Genomic DNA, 26,317 nt, shown 5'->3' on the forward strand with positions numbered 1-26,317 from the left:
AACGCAGCGGAGATAAAAGGGCTTACCTGTTTATCTCCGCTTCATTTTTAACAGCTGCTGTTTATCGCAAAAATCTTTATGACAATGCTTCTTTCTTAAATCGGTTAAAAGCACCCTGGCTTTTATTAATCAGTTTTAGCACGCGTTGACGTACATCGTCCTGCAGTCCGGTAATTTCATGTTCAAAGACTTCTCTTAACTCAGATAAATCTTCTTTTTCCTGCCCGATTAAACCATTGATTTTATGACGCCAATCGTCTGCGGTAGACTTAATTTTCTTGCGGGTCTTATCGCCGCTATCGGGGGCGGTTAACATACCAATGACGATTCCGGTAGTTAATCCTGCTATAGCACCTGCCAAAAATTTTGTTGTAGACATAGTATTGGATTTTATGGTTAAACAAATGAAACGCGTGCATGGTTCATCCCGAACTGTGAGTCGAAATTTTCCAAATATCAGGCCATTAATGGTACACCTTGCGTGCGTTGTTCTTAAGAAAATGTTATAGTATGAGGAACATAAAGAGAAGAAACCACCTGCCGAAAGAAGTGTGAAATAAGTTTTTAATAACGTAAAACATCAGTGGAAACGCTATCCAGGACAATCTCAGAGTTGACATTGTCCCGGCAGGTGGATAAGATAAGCGTATTAGATAATGGAATTTATAAAAGTCAAACGGAGCAGTAAAATAATTACATTCTGGTATTTTTCAAACCTTTTTGAAAGAAATGAAATAATAAATTTTCTTAAAAAGTAAATCCTCTCCGGAGATCAAATACCAGAGAGGATTTACGCTTTTTGACGACTACATTATATTTTAGTCAAATATTTTCCGTTAGCCACTTTTACAGGGAAAATTGCCGTTATTCCCACTGCTTATTTTGCGTTGAGCATATCAGTAGTGAGCCGGTTGAAGTTGGCCTGAAACTGCTCATAGTGTTCGCCGGTACCCGGGCCGGAGAACCCGGTATGTACTTCCTGCACCTTACCTTTTTTGTTGATGAAGATGGTGGTCGGGAATCCTTTGATACCGGTGAGCTGGGGTAATGTTTTCTCTCCTTTTTCAGGATCTGCCGGCGTAACGCCGGTAACAAGCACCGGGTATTTTACATCGAAGCGTTTGAGGAAACCTTCCAGGCTTTTCTTTGATTTTTCAAAATCCGGGGTACGCTCATAGGCGAGGCCCAACACTTCCACGCCCCGGTCTTTATTTTTCTCATACCATTTGCTCAGGAACCCGGTTTCATCCATACAGTTGGGGCACCAGGAGCCCATGAGGGTAATGATCACCACCTTATCTTTGAAGCGATCGTCTTTCAGACTTATCTTATTGCCATTGAGGTCGGGGAAACTGAAATCCAGCTGTTCATGCCCTGGTTTCATGGTGGCAATCGTTTTTTCATCGGGCAAACGGGCAGTGTCATTCTTTACTGCCGACCAATATTCGAGGCCGTCGCCGATGCCGGCATAGAAGCGGCCACTGGAGATGCTGTCTTTTCCTACCTGTGCCGTGAACAGGTAGGCGTGTGAACCGTCGAAAGTAGAGAGGCGAAGGGTATCGCCGTCCACTACGCCTTCCAGGAAGCGATAGTCGCCGGTAGTTGTCAGGAAAGTACCCTGTACCAGGTTACCCACCTGTTTAAATTCGCCGATAGCGGTAGACGGCGCCTTATCCTTATCTTTTGGAGACACAAACTGCGTTGCCCAACGGCCGGTGACATTCGCTACAGCGGGCTTGTTGACAGGGAACCTGTCGGCGTTGCCTGCCGCCGCGGTAAACGGAATACTCACGTCTTTGTCGGCCAGGTGCCTGACCCATACTCCTTCCAATGCACTGTCGGAGTTGAGTTTTGCCTTAAACTCTGAATCAAAGAAAGGCATTTTAATAAACACAGAATCACCCTGTTGTTTTACATCATCTACCAGCAGTTTATCCGTGGCATTGAGCACGAACAATACCGGTTTACCGATGCTATCTCTTACATCAAAGTTGAATACGATATCTGCGCCGTCTTTACGGTGCAGTTTGGCCTGCCATACGCCATTGGACAGGTGTTTGGTGGTATTTCCATTGCAGGCGGCCAGTCCGATACCCGCCAGGTAGATCCATAATTTCTTCATACGTTTACTTTTGTGAATAGTTCCTTTCTCCAAAGAGCAGGCTGCCAATACGCACCATCGTGCTCCCTTCCTGCAGGGCGATGGGGTAATCGGCGCTCATGCCAATGGACAGTTCTTTAAAATACGTTTCGTGGTTAAAATAAGTGGTTTTAACTGATCCGAATAATTGGTGGAGCTGGTGGAACTCTTTATGGATCTGCGTTTCATTGGTAGTATTGGTGGCCATTCCCATCATACCGGCAATACGTACATGCGAAAAAGCTGCCGGGTTGGCCGCATAGGTTTGAAGCAGTTGCTGTAACTCCTGTTCATCCATACCAAATTTGGTTTCCTCTGCTGCGATATGCACCTGTAACAGGCAATGGATCACCCGCTGGTATTTAGCGGCCTGTTTGTTGATTTCCTGCAGCAGCTTCAAGCTGTCTACCGCATGGATAGTATGCACAAAAGGGGCGATATATTTCACTTTATTGGACTGCAGGTGACCAATGAAGTGCCATTCAATATCTGCCGGTAATACTGCCTGTTTTTCGGTTAATTCCTGTACATAATTTTCTCCGAAGATTCTTTGCCCTGCTGCGTAAAAAGCCTCCACATCACTTACTGGTTTTGTTTTGGATACGGCCACCAGTTTTGCCTGGTATGGTGATAGCTGGGAAAGAACCTCCTGATACGCTTTTAAGTTAATAGCCATTTTGCAAAAATACGCATAAACGGCTGAAAGCTGAAGGCGTAAAGTAAAAAGCTATTGGAGCGAATGACCTATAAGACTTTTTTAAAATCCATAAGATTATTCGCTCCAATAGCTTTTTACTTTACGCCTTCAGCTTTACGCTCTTCTACGCGAGTATACTGCGGCTAATAACAATGCGTTGTACCTCGGAGGTACCCTCATAAATCTGGGTAATTTTGGCGTCGCGCATAAGGCGTTCTACGTGGTATTCCTTCACATAGCCGTACCCACCGTGCACCTGTACTGCTTCTGTGGTTACCCACATCGCTGTTTCGGAAGAGAATACCTTGGCCATAGAGCTGCTCAGGGTATAGTCGAGGTGATGGTCTTTCTCCCAGGCAGCTTTCAGGCATAACAAGCGGGAAGCTTCAATGCGGGTGGCCATATCTGCCAGCTTAAACTGGATGGCCTGGTGTTGGGATATTTCTTTGCCAAATGCTTTTCTTTCCCTGGAGTATTTGAGCGCCAGTTCATAGGCGCCGCTGGCGATGCCCAGGGCCTGGGAAGCGATGCCTATACGGCCGCCGGCAAGGGTTTTCATGGCAAACTTAAATCCAAAGCCATCCTCCCCTATTCTATTCTCTTTAGGTACTTTTACATCCTGGAACATCACGCTGTGGGTATCGCTACCGCGGATACCCAATTTATTTTCCTTGGCGCCGATAGTAACACCGGGCATATTCTTTTCTACAATCAATGTGTTGATACCTTTGCTGCCTTTTTCCGGGTGGGTTTGGGCCATTACCAGGTATACGCTGGCGGAGTTGCCGTTGGTGATCCAGTTTTTGGTACCATTGAGCAGGTAATGATCGCCTCTATCTTCTGCGGTAGTGCGCTGGGAAGTGGCATCAGAACCGGCTTCCGGCTCGCTCAGCATAAAGGCGCCGATAATCTGACCAGTGGCTAGTGGTACCAGGTATTTTTGTTTTTGTTCTTCTGTACCGAAAGTTTCCAGTCCCCAGCAAACAAGCGAGTTATTTACACTCATGACTACAGAGGCCGAAGCATCGATTTTGGAAATTTCTTCCATGGCCAATACATAAGAGATCGCGTCCAGCCCTGCTCCCCCATATTTAGGGCTTACCATCATTCCCAGGAACCCCAGTTCTCCCAGTTTCTTTACCTGTTCGGCCGGGAATTTCTGGTGTTCATCTCTTTCTATTACACCGGGCAACAATTCGTTGATGGCAAAATCGCGAGCAGCCTTCTGTATCATCAGATGCTCTTCCGTCAATTGAAAATCCATGGTTATAATTTTATAGGTAATAGTGTCCAAATTATTTATAAATCAGCATCTAAAAAAATGGCGCGATTAAAATTCAACGTTATCAACCATATTCGCGAAAACATTGAACAAATCGCTACAATTCCTCTACTGTATTGGATTTGATTCAGATATTATATACAACTTTTTCACCATTGCACTGTCCCCTGCTTTGGGCGTTCACATAAAATCCTGTAGCTTGCCTATAATGATCTTTTTATGAAGAATATTAAAATAATAGAAGTAAAATCAGAAATCGGAGCAGGAACCAGGGGCGCCAGTTTAGGTGTAGATGCGATTAAGATTGCGGCGCTGGATTTCATGAGCAACTTTTTTGTGCACTTCCCCACCGAAGCAATTGAAACGGAGAATAAACTGTTATTTGAGCCTATTGAATCGCCTTATGCCAAGCGGATCAAAGGCACTTTCAATATGTATGAGCGTATCAGCAAAAGTGTGTGTGAAACGGTAAAAGCCAACTGGTTCCCGGTTTTGTTATCGGGCGACCATAGTACCGCAGGCGCCACTATTGCCGGTTTGAAGATGGCCCATCCCAAAGCCAAGCTGGGTGTGATCTGGATAGATGCCCATGCCGACCTCCATACGCCATATACCACTCCATCAGGCAATATGCATGGGATGCCCCTGGCCACCGCTATTGCAGAAGATAATATGGACTGTAAAGTACATGATATTGATGAGAATACCGCCAAAATGTGGAATGCGCTTAAAAACATTGGCAAAATAGCTCCCAAGGTACTGCCAGAAGATATTGTGTTCATCTCCCTCCGGGATTTTGAGAAGGAAGAAGACCACCTGATCAAACAATATGGCATGAAAGTGATTACCACCAGCGAAGTACGCCGCAAGGGGCCGGAAAACATTTCGCGATCGGTATTCCGTTACCTGAGCGACTGCGAATATATTTATGTATCGTTTGATGTGGATAGCCTGGATGCTTCCATTTCCAAAGGTACGGGCACGCCGGTAAGTAATGGATTAAGGGAGCGGGAGGCAGAAGACCTGATTGCGAAATTCATGCAGCACCGCAAGATCTGTTGTTTTGAAATTACTGAGGTAAACCCTACGCTGGACCGTGAGAACCTGATGGCGGAGATAGCCTTTAATATCCTGCAACGGAGCGTAAACGTACTGATGATGAACTAGGGTTTTATTTTAAAGTAGGCGATCAACCAACCTGTTACCTCACTATAACTGCGAATACCCTTGTCTTGTTTATTAGCTTTCAGATAGCGGTCATACGCTGCAGTAAAGAATTCATCGGTCTTGCCGGTATACGTTTCATAGAAACGGATGATGGCTTTATGGTCGGCTTTCACGCCAGGTACCGTCCGGCTCCAGATATTTTTAGCCAGGGTGGTATCATGATAGGCTAATTGCCGTACGCTGTACATAAACATATCGAAATGGGCGGCATAACGGAAATGGCTATCCGGAATACTGGTAGCTGCCAGGTATCCTACAAAATTGGCATCTTCTTCCGGTGCATATCCCAGCTGGTGGGCTATTTCATGGCAGGTAATAAAGGGCTGCAGTACGGCGGGCACCGTCGTATTTACCTGGGCCTCCCCTGTGAAAGGGTTCAGGTAACCGGTTACCCCGGTATAGTTCAGCCATTTGCCATACAAGGAAGGTTTAATGCTGGGCGCCTTGTATTGCAGGGCGGGCCAGGTATGGGCAGCTGCGGCATAAGCAGCTATTGCCCGCTGGAAAACCGGGATAGCGGCGATATCCGCCTTCATTACACCGATTGTATCGCCGGTATTGGCTTTTTCGAGGTTGACCAGTTGAAGCAGGGTATCTGAGAGCTGGTAAAGCTGTTGTGTATTGTAACGGGTGGTCACAACGCCGGTGTCGGCAGCGAGTGGGTTCCGTTCGTAGTTGCCGCCCCATAATACGAGGAAAAAAAGGTAGGCCTTTAACAGGAAATGAATGCCTTTCAGCATGAGCATACCGGTATCTTCCCAGGCAAGGCGAACGAGTTTATAACATAGTTTTAACAAATAAAATATTCCTCCAATAATCCAGGCAGTATATATTACATCGCCAATGCTAAAGGGAACTATACCTGTTACATGTCTGAAAGCCAAGCTACTCCACTTATACCACCTATGGAAGTAGAAATCGTTAAAATGATTACTCCAGGCAAATAATATTTTTAACAACAGTATAGCCGTAAGTGTTAGTACAATACGGATGATTTTCTTTTTAATCCGAATTTTTGTTTCCATATAATGTGGCGGAACATGATAGATGAAATTCTACAAATGCAGTTGAGTACGGCGCTTTCCGAGCAATTGAAGGTAAAAATACATATAAATGAAGCAAAAAGCGTTCATGGGGGCGATATTAATAAATCTTTTCGTATAGCCACCAACGAGGGCTATTTTTTTGTGAAGATGAATGATGGCGTGCGTTTCCCGGATATGTTTGCGCAGGAATACGCGGGTTTACTGGAGTTGCAGTCGGCTCAGGCGCTGGATACGCCCAAACCGTTGGGTTACGGGCGGGTAAATGGACAGGCTTACCTGTTGCTGGAGTTTTTAACAAAGGGACAGGCGCTTAGTGGGTTCTGGGATGATTTTGCGGTATCGCTGGCACGGCAGCACAAGGTAACGCAGCCTCATTTTGGTTATAACGGGCCTAATTATATTGGAAGTTTAAAGCAATACAATACGCCTTACAGCAGCTGGGCAGTGTTTTATGCGTTTAACCGGTTGTTGCCGCTGATCCGGATGGCGTATGACCAGCAGATTGTAGATAAGCAGATGGTACAACAGGTGGAGACTTTATGCCGGCAGTTGCCGCATATATTTCCGGCAGAAGTGCCTGCTTTACTGCATGGGGATTTATGGTCAGGCAATTTTATGGTAGGCAGCAAGGGGAAAGTTTGTGTATTTGACCCGGCGGTATATTACGGGCATAGGGAGATGGATTTGGCGATGACCCGGCTTTTCGGCGGATTTGATACCCGTTTTTATTATGCTTACCAGGCAGCCTATCCATTATCGCCGGGCTGGCAGCAACGGATAGGCATTTGCCAGTTATATCCTTTAATGGTGCATTTGTTATTGTTTGGCGGTAATTATTACAACAGTATCCGGGAGATTTTACAATCATATTGATGTTTCCCCGGGGAGTGTGTCGATAAAGTCGCGCATTTTATGATATTCCTCTTCCACCAGCGGGTAGTATTTATCCAGGTCTTCCTTGATTTCGGTAAATAGCTGGGTGATTTCGGTGCTGTATGTTTCCTGGTTGAAGCGAAGTTGATTTTCCAGCTCCTGCATTTTGGCGTTGATCCAGGTGAGGCCCACCATGGCGAAGTTGGGCTTCAGTTTGTGTACCTGGAATTTCATTTGTTCCCAGTCGCGGTGGTCGACTAGTACATCAATTTTTTTGATTTCATCGCGGATAGTTCTGATAAAGATTTCAAACAAGTCGGCGGCATAGGAAATGTTACCCTCATAGAGATCTGTGAGATACTTTACGTCCAAATCGCTGTTAAACTCAAACCCACTTAGGTGCTGCACTTCTTCCATTATAAGTTCTGTTTCGTCTTCGTTGAGATATTTATTAAAAATCTGTAATAGCTGGTCTGGCGTGTACGGTTTTGTGAGAATGTCGGTTATTCCTGCTTCTCTGGCCATTGTAGCGGTGCTTTCCATGGCTACGGCGGTGGTGGCGATAACGGGAGTAGCTACATTAGGTTGTTGTTCGTCCAGTCTGATTTTTTGCGCCAGTTCCAGCCCGTTCATCCCCGGGATACGGATGTCCATGAGGATAAGGTCGTATTGCCTGGAGTCCAGAAAATAGGTAGCGTCGGGCCCGTTGGTAGCGAGCTGATAGTTGATTTTATATTTTTCGAGCAGGCTCATGATATATCGGAGATTCATTTGATTATCCTCTACGACGAGTACCCGGGCGTGTTCGAAGGATCTTTGCAAGAGCTTTCTGCCTAGTTTTCCGGCGTTGTTAGTGAGGGGGCGCCGGCTATCCATAAAGGGGATATTGAAACTGAAGCAGGTATTAAAACCAGGCAGTTCTTCCACTGCGATGGTGCCCCCCTGGAATTCCACCAGTTGTTTGGCGATGGCAAGGCCCAGGCCGGTGCCGCCATATTTTTCGCGGATATCTCCTTCTGCCTGTTTATAGTTTTTAAAGATTAGTTCCAGTTTATCTTTCCGTATACCGATGCCGGTATCTGCCACGCGGAACCGTATCCAGAGTTTGTTATCCAGCCAGCTTTCCTGGGTGGCTTTGATAGCAATTTCACCTTCATTGGTAAACTTCTCTGCATTTCCTAACAAATTGAGTAGTATTTGGTTCAGTAGCACGTTGTCGCCGATGAGCCAGGTATTGAGGCTGGCATCCAGTTCGGCGGTGATTTTCACGGGTCGGCGGCCCAGTTTTAGTTCAAAAGTATGGCGGAGGGATTGAATCAGTTCACGGAGGTTGAATTCGCGTTGGTTGACTTGTATTTCCCCGGCTTCTATCCGTGAAATATCGAGAATATCACTGACAATGCCCAACAGTATGCCGGAAGAGTGTTTGAGTATGTTGACGTATTCTTTCTGTTGTGGATCCAGCTGGGTTTCTTCCAGGAGGTGGGCCATGCCGATGATGGCGTTGAGCGGGGTTCTGATTTCGTGGCTCATGCTGGCGAGGAAGTCTTTCTGTGCATGGCGGGCTTCGTCGGCCTGTTTGCGGGCTTCCTCGAGGTCGGTTTGCAGTTTCTTTTGCCGGGTGATGTCCATGTGGATGCCGGCGCCCCCGGTAATACGGCCATTGTGGTCGTAGATATTCGTGGAGCTGGCCAATATCCAGCGGTGGGAGCCGTCTTTCAGCTTTATTTCCATGTCGTATACCAGGGGAACATTTTCCTCCAGTCGTTTTCTGCGGAGGGCCCTGGCGAAGGCGCGGTTTTGTTCCGGCACGAAGATGTCCGTAATATTTTTTCCGATCAGTTCGTTCTCCTGGTAGCCGGAAAGGCGGCAGAAGCTTTCGTATACGCGGGTAATATTGCCTTTTACGTCGGTTTCGCACATGGCGGCGTTGAGGTTGTTGAGGATGACCCTGAATTTTTCCTCGTTGCGCCGGATGGCTTCCTGGGTATGATGGCGGCGGGTAACGTCGATGGCCTGCCAGATGCTGCCGCTGAAGCCCTTGCCGTTGAATACGGGGAGGTAGGTAATTTCCCATATCTGTCCGTTGCGGAAGGGCACTTCCCAGCCAAACCAGGGCTTTTTTTCCCGGCGGAGGGATTTCATCTTTGCTTCGAGGGTGACGTTTTCGGCGACCATGGGCTTAAAGAACCGGATAAGATCGGTGTAAGTCCGGTTGACGGGGGATTCTTTGCCCATATATTGTGCAAAGATGTCGTTTATCCAGATGCAGCGGAATTTTTCATTGGTTACCAGGATACCGGCATTGGTACTATTGAGCCAGGCGGTAATGGGCAGAGAAAAGACGTCCGGTGCGCCGTTTGTTGGCATGCCGGTGTGCTCAGAAGCAATTGTTTTCTTACTCTTTCTTCCAGTGGCCTTCATCTATTGATGGAATAGGGTACTACGGGTTTTCAATAATTGTTGAATTGCGAAAAACAGGTATAAGATAAAGGTGAATTCCGTACCTTTGCGCCTCACGCCCGATGTCACAACATCAATATGGCTGATATTTTATGATATAAATATATATATAAATAAGATATCGTTAGTGAACAAATTTATGAAATTTTTGCAATTGCAAATATTTAATTACCTTTGCATCCCTCTAAAAGTGAGGATATTGATATGAAACCACTCCGTGAATTTGATATTGCCTTTGTCGGATTAAATCCGGGGGTTCATTCATTTCAGTATGTTATCGGAGATAGTTTCTTTGATAATTTTGAAGAGCCGAAGGATTTTAGCAATTGTGCGGTGACTGTCAACCTCTTATTAGACAAAAAGAGCAATTTCTTTTTGTTGAAATTTGAGATTGGCGGAAAAGTAACTGTTACATGTGACCGTTGTGGCGAGCCCTTTGAAATGCAGCTTTGGGATGATTTTAACCAGGTAGTAAAGCTGGTAGAGCATCCAGAAGAGTTGGCAAACGATGAAGAGGATCCGGAAGTTTCGTATATATTGAAAACAGAAAGCCATTTAAATGTGGCGGAGTATATCTACGAATTCATCCATTTGAGCATTCCAATGCAGCGGATCCATCCCGACAATGCCGATGGCAAGAGTGGGTGTAATCCGAAGGTGATTGAAATGCTGGAGCAAATGAACCAGCAGGCAAAAGAAAACGATAACCCAATCTGGAAAGGGTTGGATAAATTTAAGGACAATTAAAAATTAAATAAAATGCCAAATCCTAAACGCAGACATTCTCAGCAAAGATCAGCAAAGAGAAGAACGCATTATAAGGCGGTAGCGGATACTTTAAGCACAGACAGCGCAACCGGTGAAGTGCACCTGAGACACCGTGCTCATTGGGTGGAAAACAAACTGTACTACAGAGGTAAAGTAGTGTTGGAAAAACAGAGCGCAGCTAAATAATTATTTTACTTATTTTTACCCGAGCTAACAAGAACAAACTTGAGTTACATGAGAATCGGGCTTGATATGATGGGAGGCGACTTCGCCCCCGCAGAAGCAGTAAAAGGAGTAAAAGTATATTTAGACAATGTTGCATCTGATGTGCATCTGGTATTGATAGGAGACGAGCAACAATTGGCTCCTTTATTAACAGCTGCACAGCTGGACCAATCAAAATATTCAGTTGTTCATTCATCCCAGGTAATTGGGATGGATGAACATCCTACTAAGGCGCTGAAAGAGAAGCCACATTCATCTATCTCAATCGGTTTTCATTTATTGAAGGAAGGAAAAGTAGATGCTTTCATCAGTGCCGGTAATACCGGCGCCATGATGGTGGGCACCTATTATTCTATTAAGGCCATAGAAGGAGTGCAACGTCCTACTATATCTACTCTGGTACCCCGTGAAAACGGTTCGTACGGTCTGTTACTCGATGTAGGTATCAATGCCGACTGTAAACCTGAAAACCTGGCGCAATTTGCCCTTCTTGGTTCCCTATACTCCAAGCATATCCTCAAGGTCAACAATCCTAAGGTAGGCTTGCTGAATATCGGTGAAGAAGAAGGCAAAGGCAATTTGCTCGCGCAAGCCACCTATCCCCTGTTAAAAGAAAACAAACAAATCAATTTCGTTGGTAACATTGAAGGTAGAGATATCTTCTCTGAAAAATCAGATGTAATTGTTTGTGAAGGTTTTACTGGTAACGTGGTGCTGAAAATGGCAGAATCATTCCATGAAATCGCGGTAAAACGCAATATTCATGATGAATACATTAACAAACTGGATTTTGAATCATACGGCGGTACTCCTGTTTTAGGCGTTTCCAAACCTGTAATTATCGGTCACGGTATTTCCAAAGGGATGGCCTTCAAAAACATGATACAACTGGCACAACAAATTATCGACAGCAAACTGTTGGAGAAAATTAAAGAGAGCTTTGTAGCAAAAGAAGTACAATAATCCTTGCCGAAGAAGTTATTTAAAAAAACCGTTTCGAACGATCGAAACGGTTTTTTTATGGTATTTATGCAAGATGTTATTCCTGGATGAGTGGCAGTTTTACGTAAAAGGTAGTGCCTTCATTGAGAATGGTTTCAAACCATATTTCGCCGCGGGCCTGTTCCGCGATGTTTTTACACATGGCCAGCCCCAGGCCGGTGCCGGAAGATTTGGTCGTAAAATTAGGCACAAAGATGCGGGACTGCACCTCTGTTGAAATGCCTTGTCCGTTATCCGCTACACTAACGATCACGTACTGGTCGGCAGTTTTCTGTAACCGCACCCTGATCTGCCCTTTCCTGTCGTCGGGAATGGCCTGTATGGCATTGAGCAGCAGGTTGGTAAAGAGCCTGTTCATCTGCGTTTTATCGGCAAATACATAAAAGTCCTGCTCCGGCATGAGGTAAATAACTTCACAATCTTCGTGGCCCTGATACAAGGATGTGAGTGAGTGTACCACTTCATTCAGCAGCACTGTTTCGTTATTCGGTTCGCCGATGCGGGCAAAGGCCGAAAAGTCGGATGCTATATTGGACAGGTGCTCGATCTGCTCTACCAGCGTGCCTGCTACGTTGCGCGACAGCTCCTTTACATTGGGAGAATCGCCCGCAATAGCGCGCTGCAGGTACTGGATACTCAGCTTCATGGGGGTAAGCGGATTCTTGATTTCGTGGGCTACCTGGCGGGCCATTTCTCTCCAGGCCCCCTCCCGTTCGCTCTTGGCCAGCCTTGCCGCACTCACTTCCAGTTTACGCACCATTTTGTTATACTCTTTTACCAGCGCGCCGATTTCATCATCCTTATCCCATTCTATTTCATCGTTACGCTGCCCCAGGTTCACGTGACGCAGCTTTTCCGTTACCAGGGAGAAGGAACGGGTAATAGAGTTGGTGATCAGCAAGGCCAGCATACCGGCAATGAGGAAGATAAAGGCATTGAAATTAATCAGCGCTACGAGGAAGTTGGATATCTGTTGATTCAACTCTGTTTGCGTGGCAAAATACGGTACGTTCAGGTAAGCGATCACCTCGTGGGTATCATGATTGCGCAGGGGCATATAACCCGACAGGAAAGGCATGATGCCAATATATTCCGTATGGATAAACTGGATCTGCTCCTGGCGGAACAGCCGGAAATAGGCCTGCGGATCCATTTTGGAGGAAATCAGCCCTTTGTCGGTCATCAGCGGCTGTGTGGTGAGTTGCAGGTTGCCATCCCGGTCGTAGATGTTGATGTCGAGCGCCCTTTCATCGGCGATATCAGAAAGGGAGGTCGACAATTTCTTCATCAGTTCAGAATCGTATATATCCCCCACCTGGTCGAGATCGCGCTGATTTTCGAATACTTTTTCCACATCCTTTGCTACCTCTCTCATGGTTTTACTCAGGCGCTCGCGGTTTTGCGCTTCCGAGCGGTAGATGAAGAATTTGATGGTAGTGATACCGAGGATGAGGAAGGAAAATATGATAACGAAAATAATGGTACCGTGTACTTTCTTGCGGATGTTTACATTGATAAGACTCCGCAGGTTAGCCAGGCGCATCCTGGCTTTGATGAGCAGGTCGAAAGCCTTATAGATGACAATGATGAGCAGGAACAGGCAGAACATGTAAGCAAAGAGCGTAATGAACTCTATAAACATCCTGTTTTCCTTTACCACCATCACCACTTTTTCGGCCGACGCCCTATAGATCAGCTCTGAATAGCCCTTAACAGCTCTTATCTCTACATCTGCGGTGGGAAGATCGTTCGGATAGAGGCGTATAGGGAAAGGAAAGTCGTTGTTGTTGCTTACGAGTATGCCTTTATCATATACTGCAAAGGAATAGGTGCCGGCGTATTCACGGCCCGGATCAGAGAGGTCGCCTTCCACCAGCAGTTCGGGGTAAAGGCGGTCGCTGCTCACGGGTTTGGGCGATAGCGTATACACCAGCCAACCGGCAATGTCGTTATTGGCTTTACGAAATTCCTTTTTGGCGATATAGCTATAGTCGTTGAAACTACGTTCGTAATAATAAAGATCGTTGCCGGGAACCAATGAAGACGCGGCTTCCGGGTTGGTAAACATCAACCGGTTAAAAGTCATCAGGCTCACAGTATCCGAGGAAAACAGGGAGGCGCCGTTTTCATCGTAGGCATAGATATTTACCTTAAACCGGCTCAGGTATCCCTGGAAATATTTCTGTAGAAGCTCATCGAAAGCCCCCTTGCGATGGTCCCTGGCGCCGTGGTCCTGGAAGAAAAACTGGATGGCTTCATCCTGCTCTATCTTTTTCCCGATATCGTTCAGCAGCATTTCCAGGTAAGGGTCTTTCTGTTTAGACAGATCTTCCGCCAGCTTTTCCCGGGCATATAACTCTTTGTGATTGTTGTAATGCACCAGTGCGCCAGAGGTGGTGATGGTCAACAGGAAAAGCCAGAAAAGGAAAGGAACGGTAGCCAAGCTGCTTTCGAAACGGTCGGCAATAAAGTCGAGCAATACAATATATAGCAACAGCCAGATGACCATGGATATGGAGAACGGCAATTCGGGGTTATGTATGCGGAACAGCAGCCAGATAATACCTACGGCTCCCAGCCAGATGTACTTGGTACGGTACTGGAAATTGGTGAGTTCATTGAGCAGGTAGTTAATAATCTGGGAGAAGAATAAAAAGCTGAACGAGATGAATCCCAGGACCACAAAGCCGATAACACTGTACATAATACTGTATTCCGGCAGGCTGATAAAGTTGGTGACATCAAACGATATCTTGGAATCTATTACCAGGCTTTGGATCAGGTCGGCCATGAATTGCTCTACGATATAGAGAATGAGGCTGGCGACGATGATCACCCCGCTTTGCAGCCAGCGGTTACGGATCACCGGTGGGTTGATGGTTTTTACATGTTCCCGGAAAAAGAGCACCATCCAGAATGCGAGCAGCACGTTGACGAGCAGGTCGCCGAGGGAATAAAACACCTCATCTTTCGCATAGATCCTGGGGTCGAAGATATTGAGCTCTTTCAGGTCGAACGGAAAGGGATACATATAGCTAAGCACCCGGAGTCCGAATACGATGAGAAACAGGAACAGGAAGCCATACAGCGGATTCGTGGTTTTCGCCAGTAAGGTAGCAAAGAGGTTCAGGAATATCAGGACACAGATACAGCCCAGTATCCGCAGCAGTACGCTCAGGTTGTTGGGGGGATGTACGTGCATACCCGCGTTATAGTCGAGATAAAAGAGCGTTTGTCCGCTTCCGTTATTCACCGGCAGGATAATATGTTCCGGCAGCAGCAGGGCCGGCATTTCCCGCAGGATGCTATATTCATCGCCCAGTTCTTCCTTATGATAAAAGTGGCTGACGAGGTAGCTGTTTTTGATGGCATATTCCATGCGCACCGGTATTACGCCTACCAGGAATTGCTGGTGTTCGGCGGTAGATTTCATCCGGCGGGTAAGCACTTCATAATAGCCGTTTTTCAGCTTCATGAACCGGTTGCCCGGTTGCAGGGTCGTTTGCAGCTCATCTGGTTGTACCTGGCTGGTATTCCAGAATGTAAGCCATACGCCGGAGTTGGAAGAGTCGTAGGCGAAGAGATAGTATTCCGGCTGGTTGGTAAGCTGGTCCAGCGTTTTCTGACTATAATTGCGTTGCAGCAGGGCGTTGGTCAGCGAGGTATCTGTTGCCAGGCGTTGAAAATCTTTTTCGCGCTGGTGGATACTTTTCTCCATGCTACGTTTCACGCCTTGCGGCGAGGAGTAGTACGACCAGTAGTTGCTGAACAGGAAGGCAAAAGTAAAGAGCCAGGCAGCCACGATCAACAGGTATCCGTGCCGGAGGAAAAAGAGTCTTATTTCTTTAGCGTCGATCAATGCGTTTATAATTTTTCGGTGGCTTTCACCTGGTTCCAGAGTGTATCCATTTCCGTTAAGTTCATATCATTGAGGGTACGGCCTTGTTGCAGGGCCATGGCTTCCATTGCCTGGAAGCGGCGCTGGAATTTTTTGTTGGTACGTTCCAGGGCGTTTTCTGCATCGATATCGAGGAAGCGGGAGTAGTTGACGAGGGAGAACATCACGTCGCCAAATTCATCTTCTATCTGTTCCTTATTCCCGGTTTGGACCACTTCTTCCAGTTCAGTCACTTCTTCCTTTACTTTGTCCCATACCTGGCTGGTGGTATCCCATTCGAAGCCGGTTTGTTTGGCTTTTTCCTGGAGGCGCATGGCTTTCACCAGGGCGGGCAGTGATTGTGGCACGCCGCTGAGCACTGATTTTTTGCCTTCTTTGAGCTTTAGTTTTTCCCAGTTTTGCTTCACCTGGTCTTCCGTTTCGGCTTTAACATCGCCGTAGATATGTGGGTGGCGGTGGATGAGTTTATCGCATACGCCGTTGATGACATCGTTGATATCAAATTGTTGTTGTTCCGAGCCTATTTTGGCATAAAACACGATATGCAGGAGGATATCGCCCAGTTCTTCCCTGATAGCCTTCCAGTTTTCTTCAGTAATGGCGTCGGCCAGCTCATAAGTTTCCTCGATGGTGAGCTGCCGGAGCGTTTGGATGGTTTGCTTGCGGTCCCAGGGGCATTTTTCCCTTAAATCGTCCATGATCTGCAGGAGGCGATCAAAAGTAGCTGTCTTTTCCATATTTTGTAAAAATAGGGATCATTTCGGGGATTTTGATATTTAGGCTCCGGGCGGGGGGAAACCTGTAAAAATGGGGATTTCTTTTTCTTGGTTAAAAGCCCATTTTACTTACATTTGCGAGCTATAAAATTGTAGTGATTTCATGGTTGGGAGATGGCTGTATTTTGTTGCTGCAAAGGATTTTTTGTCGTAATGGAATTAAAAGATCTGACAATCAAAAATCCCAAAAAAGTATTGAGTTATGAATCCGAAACACATTGCGCTTATTTCATCGGAGTTAGGTATTTCCGGCAAGCAGGCAGAAAATACTATGACCCTGTTATCTGAAGGCTCTACAGTGCCTTTCATCAGTCGTTACCGTAAAGAGGTAACGGGCAGCCTGGATGAAGTACAGATAGGCCGTATAGAGGACCTGCAGAAGCGTTACAAAGAAGTGGATGATCGTCGTGAGTTTATTATCAAAACGATTACGGAACAAGAGAAAATGACCCCTGAGCTGCTGGCCAAACTGGAAGAAACCTGGGTATTGGCGGAGCTGGAAGACATTTATCTGCCTTATAAACCCAAGCGCAAAACGCGTGCAACGGTGGCTATTGAAAAGGGATTGGAGCCGCTGGCCAAGCTGTTGTTTGAGCAGCAGGACACCGATACTGCCGCTGCGGAAACCTTTATCAACGAGCAGGTAGCTACGTCTGAAGAAGCCTTGAAAGGCGCCCGGGATATAATTGCGGAATGGATCAATGAAAATGCCGAGTGCCGCGATAAGCTGCGTAAACTGTTTACCAATACCGCCAAACTTACCTCTAAAGTAGTAGAAGGTAAAGAAGCGGAAGGTGATAAATATAAAGACTATTTCGAGTTTTCAGAGGATTTGCGGGAGATGCCTTCTCACCGGGTACTGGCTATATTACGGGCAGAAAACGAGGGTATCCTGTTTAGCTCTATAGCGCCGGTAGAAGAAGATGCGAATGCGCTGATCAACAAACAATTTGTAACCGGTAAAGGCGCTGCTGCAGAGCAGGTTACCAAAGCTGCTGCCGATGCGTACAAACGCCTGTTGCGTCCTTCCCTGGAAAATGAGTTCAGGGCGGTGGCCAAAGAAAAAGCTGATGCCGAGGCGATAGAAGTATTTGCTGAAAACCTGCGCCAGTTACTGCTCGCAGCACCGCTGGGTCCTAAGGGCGTTATTGCCATCGACCCCGGTTACAGAACCGGTTGTAAGATAGTAGCGCTGGACAACCAGGGTAATATGCAGGCGCACGATGTTATTTTCCCGCTGGAAAAGAATTATAAACGTGATGACGCCGAAGCCCTGTTGAAAAAATGGGCTGATAAATATGATACCGCCGCCATCGCTGTAGGTAATGGCACCGCGGGCCGTGAAACAGAGGAATTTGTGAAGAAGATCGACTTTGGTAAGAAGATCAATGTGTTTATGGTGAACGAGAGCGGCGCTTCTGTGTATTCTGCATCAGAGGTAGCGCGGGAAGAGTTCCCCGACTACGATGTAACGGTGAGAGGAGCTGTTTCCATTGGCCGTCGTTTGATAGATCCGCTGGCCGAGCTGGTGAAGATAGATCCTAAAGCTATTGGCGTAGGGCAATACCAGCATGATGTGAGCCAGTCGTCGCTGAAACAGAGCCTGGATCGCGTGGTAGTGAGCTGTGTAAATAATGTGGGAGTAAACCTGAATACCGCTTCCAAGCATTTGCTGGCGTATATTTCCGGCCTGGGTCCTTCCCTGGCGGAAAACATCGTAAAATACCGTAAAGAAAACGGCGCTTTCAGCAACCGTATGCAGTTGAAGAAAGTACATCGTTTGGGAGATAAAGCATTTGAGCAATGCGCGGGCTTCCTTCGTATTGAAAATGGGGATAATCCGTTGGATAATTCAGCGGTGCATCCTGAGCGTTACGATCTCATTAAGCATATGGCGGAGAAGCAGCATTGCACTGTACCGGACCTGATGGGCAAAGAAGACCTGCGTAAGCAAATTAATCCGAAAGATTATGTGAGCGAAGAAGTAGGCTTGCTGACATTGGAAGATATCCTGAAGGAGCTGGCTAAGCCTAGCCGCGACCCAAGGGATGAGATCTCTATTTTTGAATATGCAGAAGGCATTCATAAGATGGAAGATGTAAAACCCGGTATGGTATTGCCTGGTGTGGTAACGAACATTACCGCGTTTGGGGCCTTCGTGGATATAGGTGTGAAGCAGGATGGGCTGGTGCATATTTCCCATCTCTCCAATAAATTTATCAGCAATCCTAACGAGGCGGTGAAGCTGAATCAGAAGGTGCAGGTAACGGTATTGGAAATAGATGTAGCACGCAAGCGTATTTCTTTGTCGATGAAAGACAGCAATGCCGGCGGAGCGCCAGGGCAGCGTAAAAACCAGGATTCCCGCAATAGCGATACCCGTCGCGAGCCGCGCAGGGATAAACCAGCCGCGAAGGAAGCGCCGTTAAACGATTTCCAGGCTAAGCTGGCAGCGTTAAAGAATAAGTTTGATCACTAATTAGCGTAACAGCATATTAAGAAAGATAAGGGCCCCCTGCTTGTTGCGGGGGGCTTTTTTTTATCAACGTTCAAATTTCTGCATCCATTGCAGGAATTTCTCCGGATAGTCAGTATCTCCTTTTTCACTGAAAAGGAGAAGGCTGCGGTTGACCGTGATACCTACGTAGATGATATCCCGATCGATGTCTATTGCCAATGCAGCCTCATCATAGCCTGATTTTCCCGGCATATATCCTTCGTTGAAGAGGATCTGGCTTTCTACTTCGATGGGAGGTGTTACTTTAAACCGTTCGAAGAAAGTTTTCCGGGCTTTGCTGATCAGGGTTTCGAAGCGGCGTTTCAGCGGTTCTTTTTCGAATACGCCACATTCCATGGCATATTTGCCGTCGTAGAACAGGAAAGAGTTCCAGGAAGCTACCTGGTCGGTCTGGATAGTATCGCCGGCGGCGATCATAGTATCTGTGGCGGGTAAGGTGGTTTCATCGGCCAGTACAACAGCTCTTACCTGTTGACCGGGACCACTACAGGCTACAATACAAAGTGTAAATGATATCAGTGACGCCACCGGAATCCGTTTCGCACTCATGGTTAAATTTTTAATTTTTGACGGGGTTACAAGACACTGACAGGCACCACTTTCCCGCAATGTATATACGATCATTTGTCAGTGGAAGGTTAACAAGTCAAATTATAGAAATGTTTAATGGTTTTCAATAAACTAGTGCTATTTTCCTTTGAATTCGGGTGATCTTTTTTCTACAAATGCCTGCATGCCTTCCTGCTGATCTTCGGATGCAAAGAGAAGATAAAAATTTTTACGTTCAAAATGTAATCCTTCTTCCAGGCTGGTATCAAACGCTTTCAGCACCGCTTCTTTGGCCATTTTAAGCGCTACAGGGCTCATTGTAGCGGTTTCGGCGGCTAGTTTAATGGCTTCCTGTAAAAATAGTTCTACGGGTACTACGCGATTTATCAAGCCCGCTTGCAGGGCTTCTGTTGCCGTAATAAACCGCCCGGTGAGCACCATTTCCATGGCGAGGGCTTTTCCTACGGCCCGGGTGAGCCGTTGGGTACCGCCGGCGCCTGGCATGATGCCCAGTTTTATTTCCGGCTGGCCGAACCGGGCTGTTTCGCTGGCCACGATCATATCGCAGAGCATTGTGAGTTCGCAGCCACCGCCCAGGGCGAAGCCGCTCACCGCCGCTATGATGGGTTTCTTTATTTTTTTAATGGTATCCCAGGTACTGAACTGGTCGATATTATACATATCGATGGCTGATTTGTTGGCCATTTGTTTAATGTCGGCGCCGGCGGCGAAGGCTTTTTCGTTGCCACTGAGTACAATCGCCCTTACCTGGTCGTCGGCGTCCAGCATTTTGAGCGCATCTCTCAATTCACTCATCAGCTGGAGGTTGAGTGCGTTCAGCTCTTTAGGGCGATTCAGTTGGATATGGGCCACAAAGGGCGCTACTTGTTGGTGTATGATGATATATTCTGGTTGCATTTCTAAATTTAAAGAAATATTCCAAATATAAGCACCAGGAAGCCAAGGAATACAATACCGGCGGACAACAGGTAAATGCCCAGCAGGAAAATGCCTTTAAACAAAGACTTTACCAATGACTGGTGATAATTATTCCGGAGGGCCAGCACCAGGTAAATAAAAATAGACCAGTAGCAGACGGTGAGGAATATGCCCTTATGAAAAATGGCCGTGAGTATAGATGCCAGCAGACCGATGATAAAAGCGAAAGTATGCAGGTGGATAGCGAAAATGGCATGATCTGCATAGAGCCACTTCTTCCGGTGGTACATCCATTTCATGAATAGTGCAAAAAGCGGGAGCAGTATAAACATCAGCTTAGGCAGGTTATGCTGGAACATTTCTACGATGACCGCCTGGGTATCCTTTCCGTATTTATGTTGTACCTCTACCATCCTGCGCATTAGTTTTCTGGCCACGCCATTCAGGCGCTGGGAGTCGGGCAATGCCTGTTGCAGGGAGTCGAACTCGCGGGCAGACTTTACCTCATTCATGGAAGTAGCCAGTTCCTCTATTCTACGGCCGGTAGCGGAGCTATCGTTTTCAAATGCTTTTTTGAGTCCGGCAGTGCCAGCAGCCAGCCGGATGGTATCTTTACCGATACCGGTATTGAGTAGTGTTTCCTCTGCAATTTCGTCTTCCCCATTTTCCTCTTTATGGCTGGAATTTAGGGCTAATACGCCAAAGAAGAAGACGAAAGAAACGAATACATATAGTTTAATCGGGTTTACATAGCGTACTCTCCTACCCGCCATATACTCCCTGGTAAGGAATCCCGGTTTGATGATCAGGGCTTTGAGCGTAGTCAGGAACTGGGAATCGTAATGAAAGATATCTGCTACAAAATGGCCTACCAGGTGTCCAAAAGTTTCATGTTGTACCGTATTTTCCTGTCCGCAGTGGGTGCAGTAGCGTTCCGGCACTTCCGTACCGCAGTTAAGACAGTTCTTTTCCTTACGTAGTGGTTGCGTTTTCAAGCGGTTAGATCTGTTATTGGTTGAAAATGCCACAAGATATCAAAAATTACGGGGTGTCCCGTTCCGGTTAAAAAATTTTAATATGAATTTTGCGTTTTACTTTTGTCACAATTAAAAATCAGCGATTTTTACGTTCATGAAGAAAATGATACTACTGGCATTGGGAATGCTGGCCATTGCAGGCAGGGGGTTTAGTCAATATTACTTCCAGGATATTTACAATACAGATCAAACAACAGCCACCATGGCCTTATTGAAGGCCAATAAGGTAAAAGTGCAGAAGGTGCAGACCCTGGATGCCAATATGGAGATGGACAAAGACTTCCGCTGCGAGCGTAGTTTGAGTCCTACCTATCACCAGATGCGGTCCCAGACGCAGTCGATTTCTACCGGTTATTCTGCCACCGTATCTTCGTTTACCGCCAAGGGACAGCTGACGAAAACAGTAGACAGTTCAGCCGCCAGCATCACTATTACGCTGTATCGTTACACCGGCGACGGGCGTTTACAGTATATCAGCAGCACCTCCACTGCCCGGGACAGCAAGATGCGTTTTGATGAAACCCGCAGCTATAGTTACGACAGCCTGGGGCATTTACAGCAGATGATACAGAAAAAGGGCAATGGTGGGGATTCTGCGCTGATATCTTTCAAAACAGACAGCAGCGGTCATGTGATAGAAGAACTGGAGCAGCGCCGTGGTACGCCGGCCAAGCGTACGTTTTATAATTACGATAAAGTGGGGCGGTTAACGGATGTATACCGCTATCAGCCTTCCAAAAAGCGAATGCTTCCAGACTACATTTTCGAGTATAATGACCAGGGACAGTTGTTAAAGATGACTACCGTGAACGCCCAAACGTCGACTTATACGATCTGGCAATACGAATATCAGCCAAATGGATTACCTTTGAAGGAAACGTGCTATGGCAAAGGAAAGGAGCTGCTTGGGATGGTGAAATATGACTATGATCTTAATCCATAAACACAGTTAAAAAAAACGGAATTCATAAAATATTTTAATTCAGCGAGGAAAAAATTTTGCAACTTCGAAAAGATTCCTATCTTTGCAATCCCAACGAAAAAAAGCCACTGCAATAATCGTTGGAAAGTTCTTTAGAAAAGCGGAAGTAGCTCATTTGGTAGAGCACGACCTTGCCAAGGTCGGGGTGGCCGGTTCGAGCCCGGTCTTCCGCTCTGAATTCAATTCAACACGGACCCTGGTGGTGGAATTGGTAGACACGCGGGACTTAAAATCCCGTTCGCAGCAATGCGAGTGTGGGTTCAACTCCCATCTGGGGTACTTTTAGAGCGGACGCTCTTAAGTTTTAAAAAGGCATCGCGAGAGCGGTGCCTTTTTTGTTTGTAGGAGAATCCGTATATTTCTACTTGCACCTTACCATTCATTCTTTGCATCATGAGTACTTATCAGCTTCAAATAGTAAGCAGCGGCCTATTGCAGCAATTCAAAGATAAAGTTGATGCAAAGGTTCTTGCCACCACGTTCTCTGCACTTGAAGATGCCGAGTTGTCCAATGAGCATTTCAGTTTTTATACCTCGGTAGCATCGGTCTATTCCAGTAAAATTGAAGGAGAACCTATTGAACTGGATTCTTACATAAAGCATAAAAGGTTCGGAATTGAATTCCAACCAGACTATACAAAAAAAATTGATGATTTATATCTTGCCTATCAATTTGCTAAGGACCATAGATCAACCAGGAAAAATATTTCAAAAGTACATACCATATTGGCTAAACACATAGTCTCCAAAAACTGGCAAGGCCGTTTTAGAAATCAGCATATGTATGTAACCACAGATGATGGTAGAATTGAGTATGTAGCTGCTTCTCCATTAATTGTAAATACTGAAATGGAAAAGCTGTATAACGATATCGAAATGCTTCTCGAACAACAATTGGACATACCCGAAGTATTTTATTTTGCCAGCATGATCCATCTTGTATTTGTAAAAATTCATCCCTGGAATGATGGCAATGGCAGAAGTGGCAGGTTGCTTGAAAAATGGTTTCTGGCACAACACCTGGGCCCTAAGGTTTGGTTCCTTCAATCTGAGAAGTACTATTATATGCACCATCAAGAGTATTACCGGAATATCAGGCTCCTGGGGCTTGAATATGATGAATTAGACTACAGCAAAGCATTGCCTTTTGTTGAAATGTTGAGCAAAGCAGTAACAGATAAGGATTAATTTATAACCAGCAGGACACTATCACTTTGCAGCAAAGACCGTTCACCGCAAAGTTTGCTGAACCACTTTTTGTAGGTGGAGTTCTCAATAATACCGTTGATTGGTTTTTCTTCCAGATCATTGATCTTTTTATTCACCTCCATCAGCGCCTTATCCTTATTCTTAATAAGGTCTGCTCTATTCTTCAGCTGTTCATCAACTTATTAAATCCTTATGAGTTTGCAACAAATAGGAATAGCCCAATATAGGCTTTGGTAGAGGTTTATCCCCCTCTGCAAACCCTATCGCCGGCAACGGTACTCCTACCGGCTGCTTCCTTTTCGGGCCAAAATAACATCAAAACTGGTTAAATTAACTGTTGATCAATGATTGTAGAATATAGACTTTTGTGAATATCCTGTATATCAAGATATATAAAAAATACCTACTATAAAAATGGTGAAAATAGAAATCCCTGCCCGGAAAACGTTCTTTCACACATTCATTTTCTTTGTTTGTATGTCTGGTACGATGGTGTCGAATGGTCAGATAAATCCTGCATCGCCTGTAGATGAAGTCAACTCAATGATAGGAACAACCGGAACTAACAGCACAGAATATGGAGGGCTAATACCTACTGTGGCTCCACCGTTTGCCATGACGCAATGGTGTGCACAGACCCGGGAAAGTAGTATATCGAGAACGTCCTATCATTACAATGATAAAACAATTATGGGATTTACTGCTACACACCAACCTGCCGTTTGGATGGGTGACTACGGTATGGTAACAATATCTCCCCAATCCGGTACTTTATTTGCCAACAGGGAAAGAGCCATGACGTTTTCCCATCAGGAGGAAAAATCTACGCCCTACGGATATTCAGTAACATTAAATACTGCCAATGGTGGAAAAATAAAGGCCCGTCTTTCGGCTACATCGCGTGCAGGGCTAATGGAATTTACCTTCCCTGCATCTGACAGTTCTTATATCTTTATTGAGGCATCACGACAGGAAAAATTTATCGGGTGGATCAAATATGATGACAAGCGAAACGAACTTATTGGTTACAATCCCGACCGTCAATCAGCGCTTCTGGGACCACCATTAAAAAACTTCAAAGGTTACTTTGTAGTACAGTTTAATAAACGTCCGGCCTCTTTTGGAACAACCTACAGAGATGATATATTCGTTGGGCAGACCGAACAGTCTGGTGACCGTTGTGGTGCGTTTCTGAGATTTATTACGGCCCAGGGAGACAGGATTGCAACCAGGGTTGGCACCTCATTTATCAGTATTGATCAGGCCCGCAATAATCTCAATACTGAGATTCCCGGTTGGGATGTGCAGACAGTGATGGATAAAACCAAAAAAGAGTGGAATAAATATCTGGGACTTATTTCCATTCGTGGAGGAGAAAAGAATGAACGTACCGTCTTTTACACGGCGCTTTACCGTACCATGCAATATCCCAGGGAGTTTTCAGAATATGGACGCTATTATAGTGCCTTTGATGATATTGTTCATGATGGTGTAAGCTACAATGATTTCTCTCTGTGGGATACGTTCAGAGCGGAACATCCTTTATTAAATCTGCTTATGCCGGATCGTTCAGGAGCCATGATACAATCATTGCTACAGATGTATAAGGAAGGCGGCTGGTTACCCAAATGGCCCAATCCAACCTACACCAATATCATGATTGCAACGCACGCAGATGCCGTTATTGCAGATGCTATGGTGAAAGGAATAAAAGGTTTTGACAGGTCACTCGCCTGGGAGGCAGTCAAAAAAGATGCTTTCGTAGCGCCTGCTGGTGACAGCACTAATAAATGGGCCGACCGCGCTCCCTGGACTGCTTATGAAGCCAGAGGCGGTCTTACATGGTATAATCAATACGGATATATTCCTTCCGGATGTACGAATGAAAATGTTTCAGAAACCATTGAATATTCCTATGATGATTGGTGTGTTGCGCAAATTGCCCGGCTAACCGGCCATCTATCCGAGTTTGACTTCCTTATGAAAAGAAGTAAGAACTACCAGCACTTATACGATCGGAGTTCTGGTTTCTTTATTAGCAGATATGCCAATGGCACATTTGTTTCGAAGGAAAAATCTAACGAAGGAATGACCGAAGGATCAAAATGGACCTATCTCTTTGGCGCCATGCATGACATACCTGCGCTTGTTCAGCTGATGGGCGGAGCGACAGCATTTGAAAAATTACTCAATGAAAACTTTGACTCCAGTCATTATCACCATGATAATGAGCCCGGGCACCATTATATTTACCTTTACAATTATATCAATAAACCCGATAGCACCAGGCAGAAGATCTACAAGTATACCCCTGTAAATTACAGGAATACGCCCGATGGTCTTTCTGGTAATGATGACTGTGGTCAAATGTCAGCCTGGCTGGTATTTACCTCCATGGGGTTCTACCCAGTATGTCCGGGCAGCACAGACTATGCCGTTGGAGTCCCTTTATTTGATGAATTAAAAGTAACGATTGCTAGTGCAGATTTGAAATCTCACACGCTCGTGATCAGGAGAAAAAATTTCTCGCCTACACATACAAAAGTTAAAAAGGTACTTATAGACGGCAGCGCTCATCAGGGACTATTCTTCAAACATTCGGAACTATTAAAAGCCAGGAAAATCACTTTCTGGATGATGTGAGTATATATGGCTCTTTAAATGTAAAAAAAATTCAATCCAATTG

Annotated in this window: 20 protein-coding genes and 2 tRNA genes; 11 read left to right on the forward strand and 11 right to left on the reverse strand. The window is 45.8% G+C overall.

What is annotated here, in order from left to right:
- Positions 1-76: 76 nt before the first annotated feature.
- From FHW36_RS23750 to FHW36_RS23765, 4 genes are all read right to left on the reverse strand, one after another.
- On the reverse strand, positions 77-379 hold the full coding sequence (locus tag FHW36_RS23750) for a YtxH domain-containing protein (protein WP_145672803.1): 303 nt from the start codon (positions 377-379) through the stop codon (positions 77-79).
- Between the two features lie 498 nt (positions 380-877).
- On the reverse strand, positions 878-2,122 hold the full coding sequence (locus FHW36_RS23755; RefSeq protein ID WP_145672805.1) for a peroxiredoxin family protein: 1,245 nt from the start codon (positions 2,120-2,122) through the stop codon (positions 878-880).
- Positions 2,123-2,126: 4 nt separating this feature from the next.
- The gene (locus FHW36_RS23760) at positions 2,127-2,816 is read right to left on the reverse strand and encodes a YggS family pyridoxal phosphate-dependent enzyme (protein WP_145672807.1); all 690 of its coding nucleotides are present in this window, start codon (positions 2,814-2,816) and stop codon (positions 2,127-2,129) included.
- Positions 2,817-2,961: 145 nt separating this feature from the next.
- Positions 2,962-4,101: an acyl-CoA dehydrogenase gene (locus FHW36_RS23765; RefSeq protein WP_145672809.1), complete on the reverse strand. Its 1,140-nt coding sequence runs from the start codon at positions 4,099-4,101 to the stop codon at positions 2,962-2,964.
- Positions 4,102-4,338: 237 nt separating this feature from the next.
- Between FHW36_RS23765 and FHW36_RS23770 the strand changes: the two genes are divergently transcribed.
- Positions 4,339-5,286, forward strand: coding sequence for an arginase (locus FHW36_RS23770; protein ID WP_145672811.1), 948 nt, complete (start codon positions 4,339-4,341; stop codon positions 5,284-5,286).
- Here the strand turns inward: FHW36_RS23770 and FHW36_RS23775 are convergent.
- On the reverse strand, positions 5,283-6,371 hold the full coding sequence (locus tag FHW36_RS23775; protein WP_145672813.1) for a DUF3810 domain-containing protein: 1,089 nt from the start codon (positions 6,369-6,371) through the stop codon (positions 5,283-5,285). The genes FHW36_RS23770 and FHW36_RS23775 overlap by 4 nt on opposite strands.
- Positions 6,372-6,386: 15 nt before the next feature.
- Here FHW36_RS23775 and FHW36_RS23780 point away from each other — a divergent pair, with 15 nt between their 5' ends.
- Positions 6,387-7,265, forward strand: a complete 879-nt coding sequence (locus FHW36_RS23780) for a fructosamine kinase family protein (protein WP_186452576.1) — start codon at positions 6,387-6,389, stop codon at positions 7,263-7,265.
- Here FHW36_RS23780 and FHW36_RS23785 read toward each other — a convergent pair.
- The gene (locus FHW36_RS23785; RefSeq protein ID WP_145672817.1) at positions 7,257-9,689 is read right to left on the reverse strand and encodes a PAS domain S-box protein; all 2,433 of its coding nucleotides are present in this window, start codon (positions 9,687-9,689) and stop codon (positions 7,257-7,259) included. The two genes, FHW36_RS23780 and FHW36_RS23785, sit on opposite strands and share 9 nt — an antisense overlap.
- A 243-nt stretch (positions 9,690-9,932) precedes the next feature.
- Here FHW36_RS23785 and FHW36_RS23790 point away from each other — a divergent pair, with 243 nt between their 5' ends.
- Genes FHW36_RS23790 through plsX form a run of 3 tightly spaced genes read left to right on the forward strand, consistent with a single transcriptional unit; the run spans position 9,933 to position 11,684 of the window.
- A complete protein-coding gene (locus FHW36_RS23790; protein WP_145672819.1) occupies positions 9,933-10,475 on the forward strand; it encodes a YceD family protein in 543 nt (180 codons plus the stop codon).
- Positions 10,476-10,487: 12 nt separating this feature from the next.
- Entirely contained in the window at positions 10,488-10,682 is a 195-nt protein-coding gene (gene rpmF, locus FHW36_RS23795; RefSeq protein ID WP_079473289.1) for a 50S ribosomal protein L32, read from the forward strand.
- A gap of 48 nt (positions 10,683-10,730) precedes the next feature.
- Entirely contained in the window at positions 10,731-11,684 is a 954-nt protein-coding gene (plsX, locus tag FHW36_RS23800; RefSeq protein WP_145672821.1) for a phosphate acyltransferase PlsX, read from the forward strand.
- A 76-nt stretch (positions 11,685-11,760) separates the two neighbouring features.
- Here the strand turns inward: plsX and FHW36_RS23805 are convergent, their stop codons facing one another.
- Entirely contained in the window at positions 11,761-15,582 is a 3,822-nt protein-coding gene (locus FHW36_RS23805) for a sensor histidine kinase (RefSeq protein ID WP_145672823.1), read from the reverse strand.
- Between the two features lie 5 nt (positions 15,583-15,587).
- Complete coding sequence (gene mazG / locus FHW36_RS23810; RefSeq protein WP_145672825.1) at positions 15,588-16,358, reverse strand: nucleoside triphosphate pyrophosphohydrolase; 771 nt, start codon at positions 16,356-16,358, stop codon at positions 15,588-15,590.
- Between the two features lie 241 nt (positions 16,359-16,599).
- On the opposite strand from mazG, the gene FHW36_RS23815 reads away from it, so the two are divergent.
- Positions 16,600-18,876 (forward strand): Tex family protein, encoded by a 2,277-nt coding sequence (locus FHW36_RS23815; protein WP_145672826.1) that lies wholly within the window; start codon positions 16,600-16,602, stop codon positions 18,874-18,876.
- Between the two features lie 63 nt (positions 18,877-18,939).
- Here FHW36_RS23815 and FHW36_RS23820 read toward each other — a convergent pair whose 3' ends face one another.
- The 3 genes from FHW36_RS23820 to FHW36_RS23830 form a co-directional block, all read right to left on the reverse strand.
- Positions 18,940-19,464 (reverse strand): hypothetical protein, encoded by a 525-nt coding sequence (locus FHW36_RS23820; RefSeq protein WP_145672828.1) that lies wholly within the window; start codon positions 19,462-19,464, stop codon positions 18,940-18,942.
- Positions 19,465-19,602: 138 nt separating this feature from the next.
- Positions 19,603-20,382: an enoyl-CoA hydratase-related protein gene (locus FHW36_RS23825; RefSeq protein WP_145672830.1), complete on the reverse strand. Its 780-nt coding sequence runs from the start codon at positions 20,380-20,382 to the stop codon at positions 19,603-19,605.
- An 8-nt stretch (positions 20,383-20,390) separates the two neighbouring features.
- The gene (locus FHW36_RS23830) at positions 20,391-21,398 is read right to left on the reverse strand and encodes a DUF3667 domain-containing protein (protein ID WP_186452577.1); all 1,008 of its coding nucleotides are present in this window, start codon (positions 21,396-21,398) and stop codon (positions 20,391-20,393) included.
- Between the two features lie 136 nt (positions 21,399-21,534).
- On the opposite strand from FHW36_RS23830, the gene FHW36_RS23835 reads away from it, so the two are divergent.
- The 5 genes from FHW36_RS23835 (at position 21,535) to FHW36_RS23855 (ending at position 26,274) form a co-directional block, all read left to right on the forward strand.
- Positions 21,535-22,383, forward strand: coding sequence for a hypothetical protein (locus FHW36_RS23835; protein ID WP_145672833.1), 849 nt, complete (start codon positions 21,535-21,537; stop codon positions 22,381-22,383).
- Between the two features lie 139 nt (positions 22,384-22,522).
- A tRNA-Gly gene (locus tag FHW36_RS23840) sits at positions 22,523-22,595 on the forward strand.
- Positions 22,596-22,615: 20 nt separating this feature from the next.
- Positions 22,616-22,701: transfer RNA gene (locus tag FHW36_RS23845), tRNA-Leu, on the forward strand.
- 114 nt (positions 22,702-22,815) lie between these two features.
- A complete protein-coding gene (locus FHW36_RS23850; protein WP_145672835.1) occupies positions 22,816-23,610 on the forward strand; it encodes a Fic family protein in 795 nt (264 codons plus the stop codon).
- Between the two features lie 435 nt (positions 23,611-24,045).
- Positions 24,046-26,274, forward strand: a complete 2,229-nt coding sequence (locus FHW36_RS23855) for a GH92 family glycosyl hydrolase (RefSeq protein ID WP_145672836.1) — start codon at positions 24,046-24,048, stop codon at positions 26,272-26,274.
- Positions 26,275-26,317: the final 43 nt, after the last annotated feature.

The organism is Chitinophaga polysaccharea (genome assembly GCF_007829335.1).
Classification (GTDB): domain Bacteria; phylum Bacteroidota; class Bacteroidia; order Chitinophagales; family Chitinophagaceae; genus Chitinophaga; species Chitinophaga polysaccharea_B.